Source organism: Streptomyces sp. enrichment culture, assembly GCF_964273145.1.
Lineage (GTDB): Bacteria > Actinomycetota > Actinomycetes > Streptomycetales > Streptomycetaceae > Streptomyces.
Genome location: NZ_OZ186873.1, coordinates 435,031 through 451,881 on the forward strand (window position 1 = coordinate 435,031; position 16,851 = coordinate 451,881).

The 16,851-nt window shown below is 75.8% G+C and carries 17 protein-coding genes; 8 read left to right on the forward strand and 9 right to left on the reverse strand.

Features of this window, described 5'->3' with window-relative positions; translation table 11 throughout:
• Window positions 1–44: 44 nt before the first annotated feature.
• Window positions 45–416, reverse strand: coding sequence for a hypothetical protein (locus ACSU6Z_RS01990; RefSeq protein ID WP_437042245.1), 372 nt, complete (start codon window positions 414–416; stop codon window positions 45–47).
• A gap of 326 nt (window positions 417–742) precedes the next feature.
• Here ACSU6Z_RS01990 and ACSU6Z_RS01995 point away from each other — a divergent pair, with 326 nt between their 5' ends.
• A complete protein-coding gene (locus ACSU6Z_RS01995; RefSeq protein ID WP_437042246.1) occupies window positions 743–2,821 on the forward strand; it encodes a SpoIIE family protein phosphatase in 2,079 nt (692 codons plus the stop codon).
• A 1-nt stretch (window position 2,822) separates the two neighbouring features.
• Here ACSU6Z_RS01995 and ACSU6Z_RS02000 read toward each other — a convergent pair whose 3' ends face one another.
• A complete protein-coding gene (locus ACSU6Z_RS02000; RefSeq protein ID WP_437042248.1) occupies window positions 2,823–3,644 on the reverse strand; it encodes a putative protein N(5)-glutamine methyltransferase in 822 nt (273 codons plus the stop codon).
• 578 nt (window positions 3,645–4,222) lie between these two features.
• Between ACSU6Z_RS02000 and ACSU6Z_RS02005 the strand changes: the two genes are divergently transcribed.
• From ACSU6Z_RS02005 to ACSU6Z_RS02030, 6 genes are all read left to right on the forward strand, one after another.
• On the forward strand, window positions 4,223–4,672 hold the full coding sequence (locus ACSU6Z_RS02005; RefSeq protein ID WP_437050148.1) for a MarR family winged helix-turn-helix transcriptional regulator: 450 nt from the start codon (window positions 4,223–4,225) through the stop codon (window positions 4,670–4,672).
• A gap of 85 nt (window positions 4,673–4,757) precedes the next feature.
• The gene (locus ACSU6Z_RS02010; RefSeq protein ID WP_437042250.1) at window positions 4,758–5,363 is read left to right on the forward strand and encodes a sulfite oxidase-like oxidoreductase; all 606 of its coding nucleotides are present in this window, start codon (window positions 4,758–4,760) and stop codon (window positions 5,361–5,363) included.
• A 13-nt stretch (window positions 5,364–5,376) separates the two neighbouring features.
• A complete protein-coding gene (locus ACSU6Z_RS02015; protein ID WP_437050149.1) occupies window positions 5,377–6,156 on the forward strand; it encodes a ferredoxin reductase in 780 nt (259 codons plus the stop codon).
• A gap of 256 nt (window positions 6,157–6,412) precedes the next feature.
• Complete coding sequence (locus ACSU6Z_RS02020) at window positions 6,413–6,997, forward strand: Rv1733c family protein (RefSeq protein WP_437042252.1); 585 nt, start codon at window positions 6,413–6,415, stop codon at window positions 6,995–6,997.
• Between the two features lie 103 nt (window positions 6,998–7,100).
• Window positions 7,101–8,069, forward strand: coding sequence for an acetylxylan esterase (locus ACSU6Z_RS02025; protein ID WP_437042254.1), 969 nt, complete (start codon window positions 7,101–7,103; stop codon window positions 8,067–8,069).
• Between the two features lie 127 nt (window positions 8,070–8,196).
• Window positions 8,197–9,354 (forward strand): serine hydrolase domain-containing protein, encoded by a 1,158-nt coding sequence (locus ACSU6Z_RS02030; protein WP_437042256.1) that lies wholly within the window; start codon window positions 8,197–8,199, stop codon window positions 9,352–9,354.
• A gap of 74 nt (window positions 9,355–9,428) precedes the next feature.
• Here ACSU6Z_RS02030 and ACSU6Z_RS02035 read toward each other — a convergent pair whose 3' ends face one another.
• From ACSU6Z_RS02035 to ACSU6Z_RS02045, 3 genes are all read right to left on the reverse strand, one after another.
• A complete protein-coding gene (locus tag ACSU6Z_RS02035; protein WP_437042257.1) occupies window positions 9,429–10,154 on the reverse strand; it encodes a class I SAM-dependent methyltransferase in 726 nt (241 codons plus the stop codon).
• 164 nt (window positions 10,155–10,318) lie between these two features.
• A complete protein-coding gene (locus tag ACSU6Z_RS02040; protein ID WP_437042259.1) occupies window positions 10,319–11,347 on the reverse strand; it encodes an asparaginase in 1,029 nt (342 codons plus the stop codon).
• Window positions 11,347–12,048 carry a FadR/GntR family transcriptional regulator gene (locus ACSU6Z_RS02045; protein WP_437050151.1) on the reverse strand — a complete coding sequence of 234 codons (702 nt, stop codon included), beginning with the start codon at window positions 12,046–12,048 and terminating at the stop codon, window positions 11,347–11,349. The genes ACSU6Z_RS02040 and ACSU6Z_RS02045 overlap by 1 nt, the downstream gene beginning before the upstream one ends.
• A 239-nt stretch (window positions 12,049–12,287) precedes the next feature.
• Here ACSU6Z_RS02045 and ACSU6Z_RS02050 point away from each other — a divergent pair, with 239 nt between their 5' ends.
• Window positions 12,288–13,373 (forward strand): fatty acid desaturase family protein, encoded by a 1,086-nt coding sequence (locus tag ACSU6Z_RS02050; protein ID WP_437042261.1) that lies wholly within the window; start codon window positions 12,288–12,290, stop codon window positions 13,371–13,373.
• A 66-nt stretch (window positions 13,374–13,439) separates the two neighbouring features.
• Here ACSU6Z_RS02050 and crcB (ACSU6Z_RS02055) read toward each other — a convergent pair whose 3' ends face one another.
• The 4 genes from crcB (ACSU6Z_RS02055) to ACSU6Z_RS02070 form a co-directional block, all read right to left on the reverse strand.
• The gene (crcB, locus tag ACSU6Z_RS02055; protein WP_437042262.1) at window positions 13,440–13,814 is read right to left on the reverse strand and encodes a fluoride efflux transporter CrcB; all 375 of its coding nucleotides are present in this window, start codon (window positions 13,812–13,814) and stop codon (window positions 13,440–13,442) included.
• Window positions 13,811–14,203 (reverse strand): DUF190 domain-containing protein, encoded by a 393-nt coding sequence (locus tag ACSU6Z_RS02060; RefSeq protein WP_437042264.1) that lies wholly within the window; start codon window positions 14,201–14,203, stop codon window positions 13,811–13,813. The genes crcB (ACSU6Z_RS02055) and ACSU6Z_RS02060 overlap by 4 nt, the downstream gene beginning before the upstream one ends.
• Entirely contained in the window at window positions 14,200–14,661 is a 462-nt protein-coding gene (gene crcB / locus ACSU6Z_RS02065) for a fluoride efflux transporter CrcB (RefSeq protein ID WP_437042266.1), read from the reverse strand. Before crcB (ACSU6Z_RS02065) ends, ACSU6Z_RS02060 begins: the two co-directional genes overlap by 4 nt.
• A gap of 515 nt (window positions 14,662–15,176) precedes the next feature.
• The gene (locus tag ACSU6Z_RS02070) at window positions 15,177–16,736 is read right to left on the reverse strand and encodes a glycoside hydrolase family 53 protein (RefSeq protein ID WP_437042268.1); all 1,560 of its coding nucleotides are present in this window, start codon (window positions 16,734–16,736) and stop codon (window positions 15,177–15,179) included.
• Window positions 16,737–16,851: the final 115 nt, after the last annotated feature.

Consider the following 16,851-nt stretch of genomic DNA (forward strand, 5'->3'; position numbering starts at 1 on the left):
CGCGCGGCCGGGACGGTGTCCGCCCCGGCCGCGCGGGGATGCCGTCACCTGCTCTCCAGCCGGACGTGCAGCTCCCGCTCCTGGTCACCGGAGGACCCGCACAGGTCGCGCACGGTGAACAGGGAATCCAAAGTGGTGCGGAACCGCTCGATCGCCCAGTAGCCGCCCTGCGCGTCGGCCTCCACCGAGGCCCGCAACCGGGCCGGACCGCACTCCTCCCGGCGGGCGTCGGCCACGTCGAAGGTGCCGAGCCACACGGTCGGACGCACCTCGTGGCACTCCCGGGGCACGTCGTCCGCGCACCGGTCGGACGAGAAGCACGCGCACAGGGCGTCGAACACGGTCCGGGCATCCTCCTTGCTGCATCCGCTCAGCTCCACCGAGACGGACTCCGGGTGGGATCGCTCGCCGTCCATCGTGATCGCTCCTCTCGTGGCCGCGGCACGGCCCCGCAGGGGCCGCCCCCGCGGGCACCATGGGGCATTTAGCCCATGCCACCAGAAAAGCACCACCTCCGGTGGAGCACTACCGGCGCGGGCACCGGATGCCGGGCCCGGGGCACCGCCCTTCGCTCCCCGGCGTCCCGCCGCCGGTCTCGCGGGCGCCCGGAGGGCGGGTGGGGGAAGGTGGAAGGAGACCGCCGGCGCTGCGGGGAGCGGCCCCGTACGCGGCGGTACGCGGTAGAACGGGGGAGTCGGCACCGGGAAGACGTGCCGCGTGGAACGGCGAAGGCGGGCGTGGGATGAGTACAGCCGGGTCCCCCGTGGTCCGGGGCGACGAACCGCCGCGCGGGCCGGTGCGGCCGAGCGGGCTGCTCGACGTGCTGGGCGTGGCCTCGGTGGTGCTGGACGCCCGGGGGCGGATCGTGCTGTGGAGCCCGCAGGCCGAGGAGCTGTTCGGCTATCCCGCCCGGGAGGCCCTGGGGCAGTACGCCGCCCGGATCATGGTCCACGAGCAACACCTCGACCTGGTGGTGAAGCTGTTCGCCGACGTGATGGAGACCGGGCGGAGCTGGGCCGGGGCGTTCCCCATCCGCCGCAAGGACGGCACCACGCGGCTCGTGGAGTTCCGCAACATGCGGCTGCTGGACGACCGGGGGGACGTCTACGCGCTGGGGCTCGCCGCCGACCAGTCCACCGTGCGGCAGCTGGAGCGGGACGTGGCGCTGTCGTCGCGGGTGATCGAGCAGTCCCCGATCGGCCTGGCCGTCCTCGACGCCGGCCTGCGCTACGTCTCCGTCAACCCGGCGCTGGAGCGGATCGACGGCCGGCTGGCCGCGGAGCACGTCGGCCGCCGGATCCGCGAGGTGCTGCCGCACCTGGACGCCGACGCCCTGGAGGCCGCGGCGCGCGAGGTACGGGACACCGGGCGGCCCGTCGTGGACCGGCCCGCCCTCGGCCGGACCCCCGCCGACCCGGACCACGACCACGCCTGGTCGGTGTCGCTGTACCGGCTGGAGGACGCCCACGGCACCGTGCTGGGCGTGGCCCTGTCGGTGGTGGACGTCACCGAGCAGTACCGGGCCGGCGTCGAGGCGGAGACGGCGCGGCGGCGCCTGGCCGTGGTCGCCGACGCCTCCGCGCGCATCGGCACCACCCTGGAGCTGGACCGCACCGCGCGCGAACTGGCCGGTGTGGCGGTGCCCGAGCTGGCCGACGTGGCGGCCGTGGACCTGCTGGAGGCGGTGGTGAAGGGCCGGCGCAGCGCCCTGGCCCCGGCCGAGCCGGCGGTGATCCGCGCGCTGGCGGTGCAGGCGGACGACGCGCCGGAGGCCCTGCGGGCGGCCGACCCGCCCGGACAGGTGGCCCGGTACGCGCCCGACCGCCTCGTCACCGAGTGCGTGCGCACCGGCGACCCGGTGATGGTGGCGCACGTGCGCGACGAGGACCTGCCGCGCATCGCCCGCTCCCCCGAGGCCGCCGAGCTGCTGCGCCGGGCGGGCGTCCACTCGTACCTGGCCGTGCCCCTGATCGCGCGCGGCGAGGTGCTGGGCGCGCTGGACCTGAAGCGGACCCGCAACCCCCTGCCGTTCGGCGAGGACGATCTGCTGCTGGCCCGGGAGCTGGCGGCCCGGGCGGCGGTGCAGATCGACAACGCCCGCTGGTACCAGAGCGCCCGCGACACCGCCCTGACCCTCCAGCGCAGCCTGCTGCCGAGCGTCCCGTCGGTGACGGGCGGGCTGGAGGTGGCCTCCCGCTACCAGCCGGCGGAGACCACCAGCGAGGTCGGCGGCGACTGGTTCGACGTGATCCCGCTGGAGGGCTGCAAGACCGCGCTGGTCGTGGGTGACGTGATGGGCAGCGGCATCACGGCGGCGGCCTCCATGGGCCGGCTGCGCACCGCGACGAACACCCTGGCCTCCCTCGACCTGGACCCGGCGCTGCTGCTGGAGCACCTCGACCGGACCGCCACCGGCCTGGACCAGTCCATCGCCACCTGCGTCTACGCCGTCCACGACCCGTATCTGCGGCAGTGCCGGATCGCCAACGCCGGGCACCTGCCGCCGGTCCGGGTCCGCGCCGGGCGGCCCCCTCGGCTGCTGGACGTGCCCACCGGGGTGCCGCTGGGGGTCGGGGGCGTCCCCTTCTCCGCCACCACGGTCGACCTCGAACCCGGCGATCTGCTGGTGTTCTACACCGACGGGCTCGTGGAGACGCGCCGGCACTCGCTCGACGAGCGGCTGGACGCGCTGCTGTCCGTGCTGGAGGGCCCGGACCGCCCCCTGGAGGAGGTGTGCGACCTGCTCCTGCGCACCCTGCACGAACCGGAGAACGCCGACGACGTGGCCCTGCTCATCGCCCGGGCCACGCCCCCGGCCTGACTCATCGCTCCCGGACGCCGATCACGACGTGGGCGTACCCCTCCTCGGACCGGGCGAGCCGCGCCGCGAGGCCGCCGCGGGCGAAGACGCCCAGCGCCTCGGAGGCCTGGCGGTCGCTCGTCTCGACGAGCAGCACGCCGCCGGGGGCGAGCCACCGGGGCGCCCCGGCGACGACCCGGCGCAGGACGTCGAGCCCGTCCGGGCCGCCGTCGAGGGCGACCGGCGGCTCGTGGTCGCGGGCCTCGGCGGGCAGCAGGGGCACCTCGCCGGTGGGGACGTAGGGCACGTTGGCCGCCAGGACGTCGATCCGGCCGCGCAGGTGGCCGGGCAGCGCCTCGAACAGGTCACCGGTGTGGACGTGTCCGCCGCGGTCGGCCAGGTTGCGGCGGGCGCAGCGCACGGCGGCCGGGTCGATGTCGGCGGCGTGCACCTCCACGTCGCCGAGCGCGTCGGCCAGGGCCGCGCCGAGGGCGCCCGAGCCGCAGCACAGGTCCACGACCACGGCCGCCTCCGGCGCGTGGGCGAGGGCCTGCTCGACGAGGAACTCGGTGCGGCGGCGGGGCACGAAGACGCCGGGTTCGACGGCGATGCGCAGGCCGCGGAACTCCGCCCAGCCGAGGACGAGTTCGAGGGGCTCCCCGGCGACGCGGCGGTCCACCAGGGCGGTGAGTTCGGCGGGGGTGCCGGCGGCCGCCAGGAGCAGCTCCGCCTCCTCCTCGGCGAAGACGCAGCCGGCGGCGCGCAGCGCGGCCACGACGGAGCCGGGCGAGGGGGCGGGGAAGGAAGCGGAGGAGGAACGGGGGGAGCGGGAGGAGAAGGGCACGGAGACCAGGAGCCTTTCGAGAACCGAAGGGCACTCTCGCGGTCACCTATCGACGGTGGCCCGCCCTGTCCTGAGGTGAGAGCACCCGGGCCGACACAGCGGTGATGGGTCCCACCTCCTCGCGTCCGTCGGCCGGGGCGGTCCCGACCGACGATCACCCTACCCCAGACGACCGGACGCCGGCCGACTTCCCGGTCCCTTCCCCGCTCCCCTCCTTCCCGCGTGCCGTTCACGCCGTTTCGAGGGGCGTGGCCGGGGCCGGGGCGGTGGTCCGCTCGCGGACGACGGCGGCCGGCGGGGGGCGGGGTCCGGGGGATGACGGACGCCCCGTGCGGGCGAGGCCCGTCCCGGGGCACGCCCGCGGCGGGCGACCGGGCGCGCCGGCCCGTGGCGCAGGGCGTGCGGCCCCGCCCCTCGCGTCCTCCGGCGGCCGGGACACGCGGCCCCTCCCTTTGAGTTGTACTGTGCAACCAAGACGCGAAGGAGGTCCCGTGCCAGCAGCCGATGCGACTCGTGGGACGGCCGTCGGGACCGACAGGGCCGCGGCGGACACGGCCGTGGAGACGATCCAGCGCGAGATGACGGCCTTCGCCCGCCGTGCCCGCGCCTCGGCGGCCCGCATGCACCCCGAGCTGTCACTGGTCTCGTACACCCTGCTCGGGCACCTGGAGGAGCGCGGCCGCGGCCGGGCCACCGACCTGGCCGCCCACTACGCCCTGGACAAGTCCACCGTCAGCCGGCAGGTGACCGCCCTGGAGCGGGCCGGACTCGTCGAGCGGCGCCCGGACCCGGACGACCGCCGGGTCCAGGTCCTGCACCTGACGGACACGGGCCGCCGCGTCCTGGCCCAGGTCACCGAGAGCCGCCGCACGGCCTTCCGGGAGCGGCTCGCCGGCTGGCCGGAGGAGGACCTGGTCCGGTTCGCCGCGTATCTGGAGCGGTACAACGCGTGGCCGCGACGGGAATCCGGCGAGGGGGCGGAGGGCGGGGACGGGGACCGGGGCGATCGCCCCACGCCGTACGGTTGAATATGTAACCACCGATGGACCGCGTAGGCACCGATCACGCCCGACCCGCAGGCCGCCGCATCGCGGCGGCCGGAGACAGCACCGCATGAACACCACCCGAGGCTTCACCGGGCGCCCGCGCGCCGCCCGTCCCGGGCTGCCGCCCGGCCAGTACGACGCGGGCGACGACTGGCCCGTCCTGTCCGCCGAGGTCACGCCCGACCTGGCGCCCGCCGACTGGACCTTCCGCGTCGGCGGCCTGGTCGCCGAGCCCCGCACCTGGACCTGGGAGGAGGCGCACGCGCTGCCGGCGTCGGCGTACTCGGGCGACATCCACTGCGTGACGGGCTGGTCGAAGTTCGGCGTGCGGTTCGGGGGCGTGTCCCTGGACGCCTTCCTGGAGGCGGCGCGTCCGCTGCCGGCCGCCACCCACGCCGTCGCCTACGCGCACACCGGCTACACCACGAACCTGCCGCTGGCCGACCTGACCGGCGGGCGCGCCTGGATCGTGTGGGAGTACGACGGCCGGCCGCTCGCCCCCGAGCACGGCGGCCCGGCACGGCTGCTGGTGCCGCACCTGTACTTCTGGAAGAGCGCCAAGTGGATCGCGGGCCTGGAGCTCCTCGACCACGACGAGCCGGGTTTCTGGGAGCAGAACGGCTACCACGCCCGCGGCAACCCCTGGCAGGAGCAGCGGTACTCCGGTGACTGAGACGACGGCCCGGGTGACGCCCGGGACAGCGACGCACACCCGAGGGGGCTTCACTCCCCCGGCCCGGTTCGCCGTGCCCGGACGCATCGCGGTGAGCGAACAGGTGGCCACGCGGTGGCAGACCGCCACGCTCACCGAGATCCGCCGCGAGACGCCGCGCGCCGCCACCTTCCGCCTCGCCGTGCCCGACTGGGCGGGCCATCTGCCCGGCCAGCACCTCCAGCTGCGGCTGACCGCCGCCGACGGGTACGTGGCCCAGCGCCACTACTCGATCGCGTCCGCCCCCGACGACTCGGGGCACATCGAGCTGACCCTCGACCACGTCGAGGGCGGCGAGGTCTCCGGCTGGTTCCACACGGTGGCCCGGGTGGGCGACCGGGTGGAGGTGCGCGGCCCGCTGAGCGGCTTCTTCGCCTGGCCGGGCGACCGGCCCGCGCTGCTGATCGGCGCCGGCTCCGGGGTCGTACCGCTGATGGCGATGGTGCGGCACCACCGGGCGCGGAACCTGCCCGTCGCGCTGCGGCTGCTGGTGTCCGCGCGCAGCCCCGAGGAGCTGATCTACGCGCGGGAGTACGGCCCGGAGACGACCCGCGTGTTCACGCGGAGCGCGCCGGCGGGCGTGCCGGTGGGGCGGCTGGCGGCCGCGCACCTGGCACCGCTGATGGCGCAGCGGCCGCCCGGCGGGTGGGAGGCCTACGTGTGCGGCTCCAACTCCTTCGCCGAGCACGCCTCCCGGCTGCTGGTGACGGCCGGCCAGCCCGTGGACCGGATCCGCATCGAGCGCTTCGGCTGACCCCGCGCGGCGGACCTGCCCGTGCCGCTCCGGCGCCCGGCCGTCCGGCGCTCCGGCCCGGGTTTCCCCGCGGCCCCGCGGGGCACCTGTCCGGCGGCGCGGACCGGTCGTCCGGCGCCGCCCGGCGGGCGGCCCCGGTGACGAGGGCCGCCGGACGGGGTGCCGCAGCGGTGCGGGCGGGCGCCCGGGCGGCGGTGCTCCGGCCCGTACGTCCGCCCGCCCTGCCCTCGGCTGCGGCGACGGCGAGGAGGTCGACATGGGAACCCGGGTGCGCGGCTGGCGCTGGCGGCGCAATCCGCTGCGGCGGCGGTCGGACGTCGTGGAGGCGTGGACGGTGCTGGTCGTCGCCGTCCTGCTGTTCGTGGGCGCTCCCCTGCTGGGAGTGGTCACGGCCCGGTGGGCCCACGACGAGGCGCGCACGGCCGCGGACCGGCAGCAGGCCGAGCGGCAGCGGGTGCGCGCCGAGGTGATCGGCCGGACCCCCGACCGGCTGCCGTCGGTCCAGGACGGCGGCCGGCACTCGTACCGGGCGACCGTGCGCTGGACGGAGCCGGACGGGGCCGTGCGGACGGTCCCGGCCCGTGTCCCGGCGGGCACCCGGCACGGGGAGGCGGTCGACGTGTGGCTGGACTCCCGGGGCCGGAGCGTGCCCCCGCCGGCCACCGACTCCGCGATCTGGCAGTACTCCCTCACGATGGGCGTCTGCGCCGCGGTCGGCACGGGGGTCACCGTTCTCCTCGTGCACGGCGGGGTGCGCCGGGTGGCCCTGCGGCACCGGATGGCCGAGTGGGAGCGCGACTGGGCCCGCACCGAGCCGCGGTGGACGCACCGCAGGGCCTGAACACGGCGGCCTCCACCACCCCGGCGAAAGGCCTGGCGAGCGCTCCACCCGCCCGCATACGGTGTGATCACCTGCCCTGTCCCTGTCGCGAAGGCGGTTCCGCATGGCCCTGTTCGACCTTCCGCTCGACGAACTGCGTTCGTACCGCAGCACGTCCACGGAGCCCGAGGACTTCGACGCGTTCTGGTCCAAGACCCTCCAGGAGGCCCGCGCGCACGACCTGGACGCCCGCTTCGAGCCGGTGGAGACCGGGCTGTCGACGGTGCGGGTGTACGACGTGACGTTCGCCGGGTTCGGCGGCCACCCCGTCAAGGGGTGGCTGGTCCTGCCCGCCGGAGCGCGGGAACCCCTGCCGCTGGTCGTGGAGTTCGTCGGCTACGGCGGCGGACGCGGTCTGCCCCACGAGCACCTGCTGTGGGCCTCCACGGGCCGGGCGCACTTCGTGATGGACACCCGCGGCCAGGGCAGCGCCTGGGGCGGCGGGGGCGGCACCGCGGACCCGGTCGGCGGAGCTCCCGCGTACCCGGGCTTCATGACCCGCGGCATCGACGCGCCGGAGAACTACTACTACCGCCGCGTCTACACGGACGCCGTGCGGGCCGTCGAGGCGGCGCGCTCCCACCCGCTGACCGACGCGGCGCGCACGGTGGTCCTCGGCGCCAGCCAGGGCGGCGGCATCGCGATCGCGGTCGGCGGACTGGTGCCGGACCTGGCGGCCGTCGCGCCCGACGTGCCGTTCCTGTGCGACTTCCCGCGCGCCACGACGCTGACCGACCGTCACCCGTACCGGGAGATCGGCCTGTACCTCAAGACGCACCGCGGCCGCGGCCGGGACGCGCTGCGCACCCTGGCGTACTTCGACGGCGTGCACTTCGCGGCGCGCGGCCGGGCACCCGCGCTGTTCTCGGCGGCGCTGGAGGACCAGACCTGCCCGCCCTCGACGGTCTTCGCGGCCTTCAACGCCTGGGCGCACGAGGACAAGGCGATGGAGGTGTACGACTTCAACGACCACGAGGGCGGCGGGCCGTTCCAGGAGGCCGCGCGGCTGCGCTGGCTGCGCTCGTACGCCTGAGGCCGCGCGGGTTCCCCGGACCGGCCGCGCCGGAGGGCTTCCGTCCGGTCCGACCGGTCGGTACGTTCGGAGCCACCCGGGCGGCGCCGTCACGGCCCGGGACCACGGCCGACGGCGGAGGGGGCCCATGTCCGGGCACGAGGCACAGGTTCACGGCCACTGCGATCCGCGTTTCACGGCGGTGCGCACGGCGTTCGAGGAGAACTTCCGGGACCGGGGCGAACTGGGCGCCGCCGTGGCCGTCACCGTGAACGGGACGACGGTGGTGGACCTGTGGGGCGGCTGGGCCGACGCGGCACGCACCCGGCCCTGGGAGAGCGGCACGCTCGTCAACGTGTGGTCGACGACGAAGGGCCCGGTCGCCCTGTGCGCCCATATCCTCGCCGACCGCGGGCTGCTGGACCTCGACGCGCCGGTCGCCGCGTACTGGCCCGAGTTCGCCGCGGCGGGCAAGGAGGAGGTCCTCGTACGGCATCTGCTGTCGCACCGGGCGGGCCTGTGCGGGCTGCGGCAGCCGCACTCCGTCGCCGAGCTGTACGACTGGGAGCTGACCACCGGGCGCCTCGCGGCCATGGCGCCCTGGTGGGAGCCGGGGACCCGGTCGGGCTACCACGCGCTGACCTACGGCCACCTGGTCGGAGAGGTCGTGCGGCGGGTGTCGGGGCTGCGGCCGGGGGCCTTCCTGGAGCGGGAGGTGACCGGCCCCCTGGGCATCGACTTCACCCTCGGCCTGCCCGAGCGGGAATCCCACCGGGCGGCGGAGCTGGTGCAGTCCCCCTCCGGCGAACGGCGCGCCACCGCCGGGCAGTTACCGCCCGCGGTCCACGCCGCGCTGGCCAACCCCGCGGTGGGGGCGGCCGAGGCGTGCACGCCCGAGTGGCGAGCCGCGGAGATCCCGGCCGCCAACGGGCACGGCACCGCGCGGGCCGTCGCCGCGCTGTACGGCGTCTTCGCGGGCCGCGGGGCGTACGGCGGTCACCGCGTCCTGTCCCCCGAGGCCGCCGAGCGGGTCCGCGAGGGGCAGGGCGCCTGCCGCGACCTGGTCATCGGCGCCGGGTTCGAGGGCGAGACGGAGGCCGGGCTCGGCCTGTGGCTCAGCGGCCCGCACGGTTCGTACGGGCCCAACCCGCGCGCCTTCGGCCACGACGGGTTCGGCGGGTCCTGCGGGCTGGCGGACCCGGAGGCCGGCGTGTCCGTCGGCTACGTGATGAACCGCATGGGGCAGCGCATCGCCGACGACCCGAGGAAGACGGCGCTGGTCGACGCCGTCTACCGCGCCCTGTGACCGGGGGCGGTGCGGCGGCGGGGCGTGTACGGGACCGCGGCCGGAGCGTGCCGGAGGCGGCGGGGTGCCGGCCGTTACCGCGGCCGGCGGGCCACGACCAGACGGACGCGCGGGCTGCCGTCGCGCCGCCGCCCGAACTCGGGCAGCGCCCGCAGCTCCACCCGGAAACCGGCACGCGTCAGCTCGCGGCACACGCGACTCGGCCGGAAGGTCCGGTAGTACATGACGAACGGCGGCCGCCACACGGCGTTGCGCACCCGCATCACCGCGTCGAACCCCAGCAGCGTCCAGTACGCCGGTGAGCCGGGCGGGGACGGGGCGGCGAGGGGGAAGGCGAAGCACCCGCCGGGCCGCAGCACGGAGCGGACCTGGGCGAACAGGCCGGGCAGCTCGTGGGGCAGGAAGTGCCCGAACGCCCCGAAACTCACCACGAGGTCGAACGCGGAGGTGAAGGGCAGGGCACGGGCGTCCGCGCGGACCCAGTGGACGCGCGGGCCGGGGGGCAGGACCCGTCGCCGGGCGACGGCGAGCATGCCCGCGCTGAAGTCGACGCCGGTGACGCCGTCCCGGCACACCCGTGCCGGGACGGCGGTCCCCGCGCCGGTGCCGCAGCACAGGTCGAGCCCGGTGCCGAAGGGCCCCATCCGGGCCAGCGCCGCCGCGACGGCGTCCAGCACCGGCTCCGGCGTCCGGAACGGGGTGCGGTCGAACTTCGGGGCGAGCAGGTCGTAGCCGCGCTCGACCGACGACAGCGCCTGGACGGCGAGTTCACGCAGACCGGGACCTTCGGGGCTGAACATCCGGCCAGCTTAGGCGAGCCGCGCCGGCGCCGCCGCACAATCGGTCCGGCCCGCGGGCCCCGCCCGCGGGGCCGTTCGGCCACCGCGTCGCCGTCCCCGGTGCCACAGCGACCGCAGCGTCCCCCTCCGCCCCTTCGCGGGCGCCTTCCGGGCGCGGACGCGGCTCAGGCGCCGGCGCGGTCCGGCGAGGGGCGCGGCGTGGCCGGGTCCAGGGCGTGGACCGGGCGGACGCTGCCGACGGGCCGGCCGCCGCCGAGCACCTCCTCCCCGGCGAACTCGCCGAGCAGGGCGGGGTCGACCCCGGCGCGGGCGAGCGCGGCGGCGGCGACCGGGACACGCGCCCGGTCGGCGCCGTCCGCGATCTTCACGGCGACGGCCCGGCCGTCGGGCAGCGCGGCGACCTGGACGCCCTCGAAGCCGTCCTTGGCGAGCAGTCCCGGCACCGCCCGCATCAGGGCGGCGACGTCCCGGCCGGTGCCGGAGGCCATCTCGGCGTGCCCGCGCATCGCGTCCGCCACGCGTGCCTCGGGGGTGCCGGGCGCGGCGGTGGTGATGCGTGCGGCGGCGCGGGCCAGGCCGTGGAGGGAGACGGCGAACAGGGGGGCGCCGCAGCCGTCGACGGTCACCCGGGCGACGCGCTGCCCGGTGAGGTCCTCGACGGTCTCGGCGACGGCCTGCTGGAGCGGATGGGCGGGATCGAGGTAGTCCTCCAGGGACCAGCCGTTGAGCCGGGCCGTGTACAGCATGGCGGCGTGCTTGCCGGAGCAGTTCTGGGCGAGGCGGGAGGGCGGGCGGCCGTCGCGGACCCAGGCGTCCCGTACGACCGGGCCGAACGGCAGGTCGGGCACGTTGCGCAGGTGGTCCTCGGTGAGCCCGGCGAGCTCGAGGATGCGCCGGGTGCCGGCCAGGTGGCGTTCCTCGCCGGAGTGGCTGGCGGCGGCGAGGGAGAGCAGCTCGCCGTCGAGCGGGAGGCCGGCCCGCACCATGGCCACGGCCTGGACGGGCTTGAGCGCGGAGCGCGGGTAGAAGGCGGCCTCGATGTCGCCGAGCCGGAACGGGACCTGGCCGTCCTGGTCGAGGACGACGACGGAGCCGTGGTGGACGCCCTCGACGATCCCGGCGCGTATGAGGTGGGCGACGGGGACGTGGCGGGGCTCGCGGACGCGGGGCGCCGCGGGGGAACTGGTGTTCATCACTGCCTGCGGGTCGTGGGCCGGTGCGCGGGTCGCGCGCCGGCTCCGGGGGTGTCGGTGCGCGTGCTGCGCACGATGTCGGTCAGGGTGGTCTCGACGCGGTCGAGGTGGTGGGTCATGGCCCGCTCCGCGTCCCGGGCGGAACCGTCGGTCAGCGCCCGGAGGATGGCCCGGTGCTCGCGGTCGGACTGTTCGCGCCGGCCGCCCCGTTCGTTGAGGAAGGCGGACTGGCGGGCCAGCGCGTCGCGGATCTCCTCGATGACCCGGCGGAAGACCGGGTTCTGCGCGGCTTCGGCGACGGCCAGGTGGAAGAGGGTGTCCATCGCGGCCCACGCGGTGGTGTCCGTCTCCCGCTCCATGCGGTCCAGCAGGCGCGCCAGGTGGTCGAGGTCCTGGGGGGTGCGGCGCCGCGCCGCGTACCCGGCGACCGGGATCTCGACGTGGCGGCGGACCTCCAGCAGGTCGCCGGCGGCGTAGTCGCCGAAGGTCGGGTCCTCCACCGCGGTGGCGACGACGAAGGTGCCCCTGCCGGTCCGGGAGACGGTCAGCCCCATGGTCTGCAGGGCCCGCAGCGCCTCACGGAGCACGGGCCGGGAGACCTCCAGGGTGCGGCACAGCTCGGCCTCGGAGGGCAGCTTGTCGCCGATCGCGTACTCGCCGCGTTCGATGGCGCCGCGCAGGTGGCCGAGGACCGCTTCCATCGCGCTCACGCGCCGCGGAACCGGACCACCGGCTGTCTGGCTGTCTGACAGGTTCACGGGGGGAGTCTGCGGGCGCCGCCGGTCCGCTGTCAAACGGGCCGGCGGGTCCCTGGGGCGGACCGGTCCGGAACGGTGCCGGGGGACCGGCGGGCGGCGGCTTCCCATGGTGGTGCTACCTCCACCCCTTCCGGGGGGAAAACGTCATTCTGCGGCCGGGAAGCCGTTCCCATACTGGGTACATGGCCAATTCCGTGGTGCTCACCGAGACATCGCCCACCGGGAACTCCTCGCCGCGCGGGACGGAAAAGGAAGGGGGAAGGGAAAGGGAGAGGGGAAGTGATTTCTCCGAGCTTTCCCGCCGTGTCACCGATGCGGGACTCCTCCGGCGTCGCCCCTTGTACTACACCCTCCGCTTCGGCGCGGTGGCTCTCGCGCTCGCGGGAGGGATCGCGGCCTTCCTCGCCCTGGGGGACAGCTGGTACCAGCTGTTCGTCGCCGCCGCCCTGGCCGTGGTGTTCGGGCAACTCGGCCTGGCCGCGCACGACCTGGCGCACCGGCAGGTCTTCACCCGCCGGCGCCCCAGCGAGGCGGGCGGCCTGCTGGTGGCCAATCTGCTGCTGGGCATGAGCTACGGCTGGTGGATGAACAAGCACACCCGCCACCACGCCCACCCCAACCACGAGGGAAAGGACCCGGACGTCGCCCCGGACATCCTGGTGTGGTCACGGCGTCAGGCCCGCGGGGCGAAGGGACTCCCCCGTTTCGTCGGAAAGCACCAGGCGGCGTTGTTCTTTCCGCTGCTGACCTTGGAGGGGCTCAATCTGAGTTTCAACAGTTTCAAGGCGCTGCGCAGTCCGTCGATGAAACGTCCGCTCCTGGAGGGGGCGCTGCTGGTCGTCCATTTCGTGCTGTACGTCGGCGGCCTGTTCACGGTTCTCCCGCCCGGCAAGGCGCTCGTCTTCGCCGCCGTGCACCAGGGTCTGTTCGGGATCTACCTCGGCTCCGTCTTCGCCCCCAACCACAAGGGGATGCCGATGATCGAGGAGGGCACGCGGCTGGACTTCCTGCGCCGCCAGGTGCTCACCTCCCGCAACGTGCGGGGCGGCGTGCTCGTCGACGCCTTCATGGGCGGGCTGAACTACCAGATCGAGCACCACCTCTTCCCCAGCATGCCGACGCCCGCCCTGGGCAGGGCCCAGGTCATCACCGAGCGGTACTGCGCCGAACTCGGCATCCCCTATCACCAGACGGGGCTGCTCGCCTCGCACCGGGAGGCGCTGCGCCATCTGAGGAGCGTCGGGGAACCGCTGCGCCGGGCCAGCTGAACGGACGCGGGCGGAGCGCGGACCGTGTCACGCGGACCCGGGGCGCGGGCCGCGCGGCACGGGGCCTCACCCCCAGACCGCTTCGGCCAGTGCCACGCCCGCGCACGCCGCGCCCAGCCCGGCCGCCACGCTCGCCACGGCGTTGACGGCGGCATGGCGGCGGGCCCCCGTCTCCGCCAGCCGCAGCGTCTCGTAGGAGAAGGTCGAGTACGTCGTCAGTGCCCCGCACAGACCGGTGCCCAGCAGCAACTGCAGGTGGGGGCCGGCGGCTCCGGCCAGCGCCGCGCCGGTCAGCAGGCCGAGGACGAGGCAGCCGACGACGTTGACGGTGAGGGTGCCCCAGGGGAACACCGAGTCGTGCCGGGACTGCACGGCACGGTCGGTGAGGTAGCGCAGCGGGGCGCCGACCATGGCGCCCGCGACGACCAGCAGCCAGTTCACAGCGGTCCCCCGCCCTCCCTCCGCACGGCACCGGGGGCACCGCCGGAGGCGTCCTCCCGGCCCGCGTACCCGACCGCCTCGCGGTCGTCGGGGACGACCGGGTCCTCGGTGACCGGTTCGTCCAGCCGCGGCGGGAAGGCCCGTACGCGGTCCTCGGCGTCGATGATCACGACGGCCGCCGGGAGGTCCTCGCCCAGGGGCAGCGGCCGCGTGGTGTGGACCAGGCGGGAGGCGCCGAAGCCCTCGACGCCGCGGAGGACACCGGCGTCCGCGGGGCCGGCCGCGCGCGCCCGGTGGACGGTCTCCGGGGGGAGGGGCCGGTGGTGCCGGGTGCCGTTCCCGCCGGCGGGGACGATCAGGCGCGGGGCGCTGCCGGTCGGTCCCGTCACGGCTGCCTCCGTTCCAGGACGCGGCGGGTCGCCCAGGACGCGAGCCACACCGCCGCGAGCGCCGCGGGCGGGGTCGCGGCGAGGTAGGCCAGGGCCGTGCGGACGTGACCGGTGCCGGCCAGTTGCCTGATGTCGACGGCGTACGTCGAGAAGGTGGTGAAGCCGCCGAGCACACCCGTGCCGAAGAAGGGCCGCACGAGCCGGTGGACGGCCCGCAGGTCGGTGAGGACGGCCATGAGGACGCCCATCACGGCACAGCCGGCGACGTTGACCCAGAAGGTCGTCCAGGGGAATCCCCCGGTGTGCGCCGGCCACCACAGGGACGCGGCGTAGCGGGCCGCGGCGCCCGTGCCCCCGCCGAGGGCGACGGCCGCGACCACCGGGGCCCGGGTGTGCCGGGCGGGCCGTCGCGGGACGGCCGGCCGGACACCGGGGCCCTGCGTTTCGGGGGCTGTCATGCCGGTACGTCTCCTCCTGCGGTCCGGGCGCCCGACCGCACGCCGTCGCGAGCGGGGAGGGCGGCGGCACCCGTGCCGCGGTCGGGGTGCGGCGGGCCCCTCGCCCCGCCGCGAGGCGGTCGCGGCCGGACCGCGTCGGGAACAGGCTAACTCCGCAGGTGGGCGGGGGGCGCTTCGGGGCGGGCACCTCGCGGACACCGGTCGCCGTCCGGTGGCCGCAGCGGCGGCGGGGAGGTGATGGGCGACGTTCTCCTCGTCGTCGGCGGCCGGGGCGGCGGCCGTGCGGCGGCCCGGCAGGGCGCGCGGACCGCCGCACGGGCGGCGCCGCCGCGGACGGCGGGCGCGTCACGGGGCGGCAGGCGGTTCCGGGGCCGGGGCGGGGCGGCCGTCCGCCGCACTCCCCGGACCCGGCACTCCCCGGACCCGGCCGGGACGGATCTCCGTGCCGCGGGGAGCCGTTCCGGTGCAGGCCCGTCCCCGGGCGGGGACGGGCCCGGGCACAGGCTCCCGCGGGCTCAGCGGTGGCCGAACCAGGCCGTCGCCGGCAGCGCCCGGTCGTCGTAGCCGAACAGGGCCTGGTTCTCCCAGCCGTTTCCGGAGGACGGGTCCGCCGGGTCCCAGCCGTTGCCGGGGACCGCCGTCCAGGTCGCCTCCCAGTAGAAGACGCCGAGCCCGCGGCCGCCCGGGACGGCCTCGACGATGCTCGCGACGTCGTTCATCCACCGGGTCTGCCCGGCCGGTGTGGCCGGGTAGCCGGGCACCAGCTCGTCGGCGAGGTCGATGATGTTCTCGTGCGCGTCCTCGCTGTCGAGCCGGAAGGGGTAGGCCGTCTCGGCGACGAAGACCGGCTTGCCGTAGCGGGCGGCGGCGCCGTCCAGGGTGGTCTGGAAGTCGTGCAGGGTGCCGTGCCAGTAGCCGTAGTAGGACAGGCCGATGGCGTCGAACCGCACGCCGTTGGCGACCGCGTTGTCGAACCACCAGCGGGTGCCGGCCAGGTCGCCGCCCTTGGCCAGGTGCAGCGCCACGGTCGTGCCCGGGGCGACCGCCTTGACGGCGTCGTACCCGCTGTTGATCAGTCCGGCGAGCTGCGGCCAGTTCTCCGTGGAGCCCTCGTCCCACAGCATGCCGCCGTTGATCTCGTTGCCGACCTGGACCATGTCGGGGGTGGTGCCCTGTGCCTTGAGCGCGCTGAGCACGTCGTGCGTGTGGCGGTACACGTCCGTCTTGAGCCGGCTGTAGGGGTGGCCGGCCCAGGCGGCGGGCTTGGACTGGGCGCCCGGGTCGGCCCAGGTGTCCGAGTAGTGGAAGTCCACCAGCAGCTTCATGCCCTGCGCCTTGACGCGCCGGGCCGTGGCGAGCACGTGCGCCTTGTCGTTGTAGCCGTCGGCCGGGTTCACCCAGACCTTCAGGCGGGCGTAGTTCATGCCGGACGACCCGAGGACGGCGAGGGCGTCGCCCTTGGCGCCGGAACCCGTCCGGTACGTGCCGCCCAGGGCCTCGCTCTTGGCGAGGGAGGAGACGTCGGCGCCCTTGATCGCCGTGCCCGACGTGCCCGGTGTGAAGGTCAGGTCGTCGACGTTGATCCAGTTTCCGGCGTTCGCGTCGCTGGTGACGCTGACCGTGCACTGCCGGCCGGTCACCTTGACCGGCACGACGATCCGGATCCACCCACTGGCGGACACCGGCAGGTCGGTGCGCTGTTCGGAGCCGCCGCAGTTCTTCAGGGCGAGGTAGGCGGCGTTCTGGCCGCCTCCCGAGCGGACCCAGGCGGTCAGCTTGTAGTCGCCGCCGGCCAGGCCCGACAGGTGCTGGTACGTCTCCACCTTGTAGGCGGTGGAGGCCCAGTGGCTCAGCCGGTGGCCGCCGTCGCGTCCGCCGGACTCGACGTAGGAGGCGGCCGTCGCGCCGTACTCGGACCAGCCGCCGGGCGTGGCCGCGCCCGTGCCGTCGGCCTCGAAGCCGCCGTTGGTGAGCGTGCTCGCCGCGTGGGCGCTCTGCGCCGGCAGGGCGGTGAGGGCGAGCGCGGCCGCGAGCGGCGGCAACAGGGCCCGCAGGGTGCGTCTGGGATGGAACATCGTCGTCCGTCGTCCCTTCGACGTGGGGATGGAAAGCCCGGCACGCGGTCGTGCGGGCCCCCTCCGCCCGCGGCTCGACCGGCTCGCACGGGCGGAGGGGAGCAACGGGGGCCGC

Coding starts and splice junctions, on each gene's coding strand:
- ACSU6Z_RS02030 (WP_437042256.1), top strand. CDS start 8,197: ATGTCCGGGCACGAGGCACAGGTTCACGGCCACTGCGATCCGCGTTTC.
- ACSU6Z_RS01995 (WP_437042246.1), top strand. CDS start 743: ATGAGTACAGCCGGGTCCCCCGTGGTCCGGGGCGACGAACCGCCGCGC.
- ACSU6Z_RS02040 (WP_437042259.1), bottom strand. CDS start 11,347: ATGAACACCAGTTCCCCCGCGGCGCCCCGCGTCCGCGAGCCCCGCCAC.
- ACSU6Z_RS02045 (WP_437050151.1), bottom strand. CDS start 12,048: ATGGAAGCGGTCCTCGGCCACCTGCGCGGCGCCATCGAACGCGGCGAG.
- ACSU6Z_RS02035 (WP_437042257.1), bottom strand. CDS start 10,154: ATGTTCAGCCCCGAAGGTCCCGGTCTGCGTGAACTCGCCGTCCAGGCG.
- crcB (WP_437042266.1), bottom strand. CDS start 14,661: ATGACAGCCCCCGAAACGCAGGGCCCCGGTGTCCGGCCGGCCGTCCCG.
- ACSU6Z_RS02050 (WP_437042261.1), top strand. CDS start 12,288: ATGGCCAATTCCGTGGTGCTCACCGAGACATCGCCCACCGGGAACTCC.
- ACSU6Z_RS02010 (WP_437042250.1), top strand. CDS start 4,758: ATGAACACCACCCGAGGCTTCACCGGGCGCCCGCGCGCCGCCCGTCCC.
- ACSU6Z_RS02070 (WP_437042268.1), bottom strand. CDS start 16,736: ATGTTCCATCCCAGACGCACCCTGCGGGCCCTGTTGCCGCCGCTCGCG.
- ACSU6Z_RS02020 (WP_437042252.1), top strand. CDS start 6,413: ATGGGAACCCGGGTGCGCGGCTGGCGCTGGCGGCGCAATCCGCTGCGG.
- ACSU6Z_RS02025 (WP_437042254.1), top strand. CDS start 7,101: ATGGCCCTGTTCGACCTTCCGCTCGACGAACTGCGTTCGTACCGCAGC.
- ACSU6Z_RS02005 (WP_437050148.1), top strand. CDS start 4,223: ATGACGGCCTTCGCCCGCCGTGCCCGCGCCTCGGCGGCCCGCATGCAC.
- ACSU6Z_RS01990 (WP_437042245.1), bottom strand. CDS start 416: ATGGACGGCGAGCGATCCCACCCGGAGTCCGTCTCGGTGGAGCTGAGC.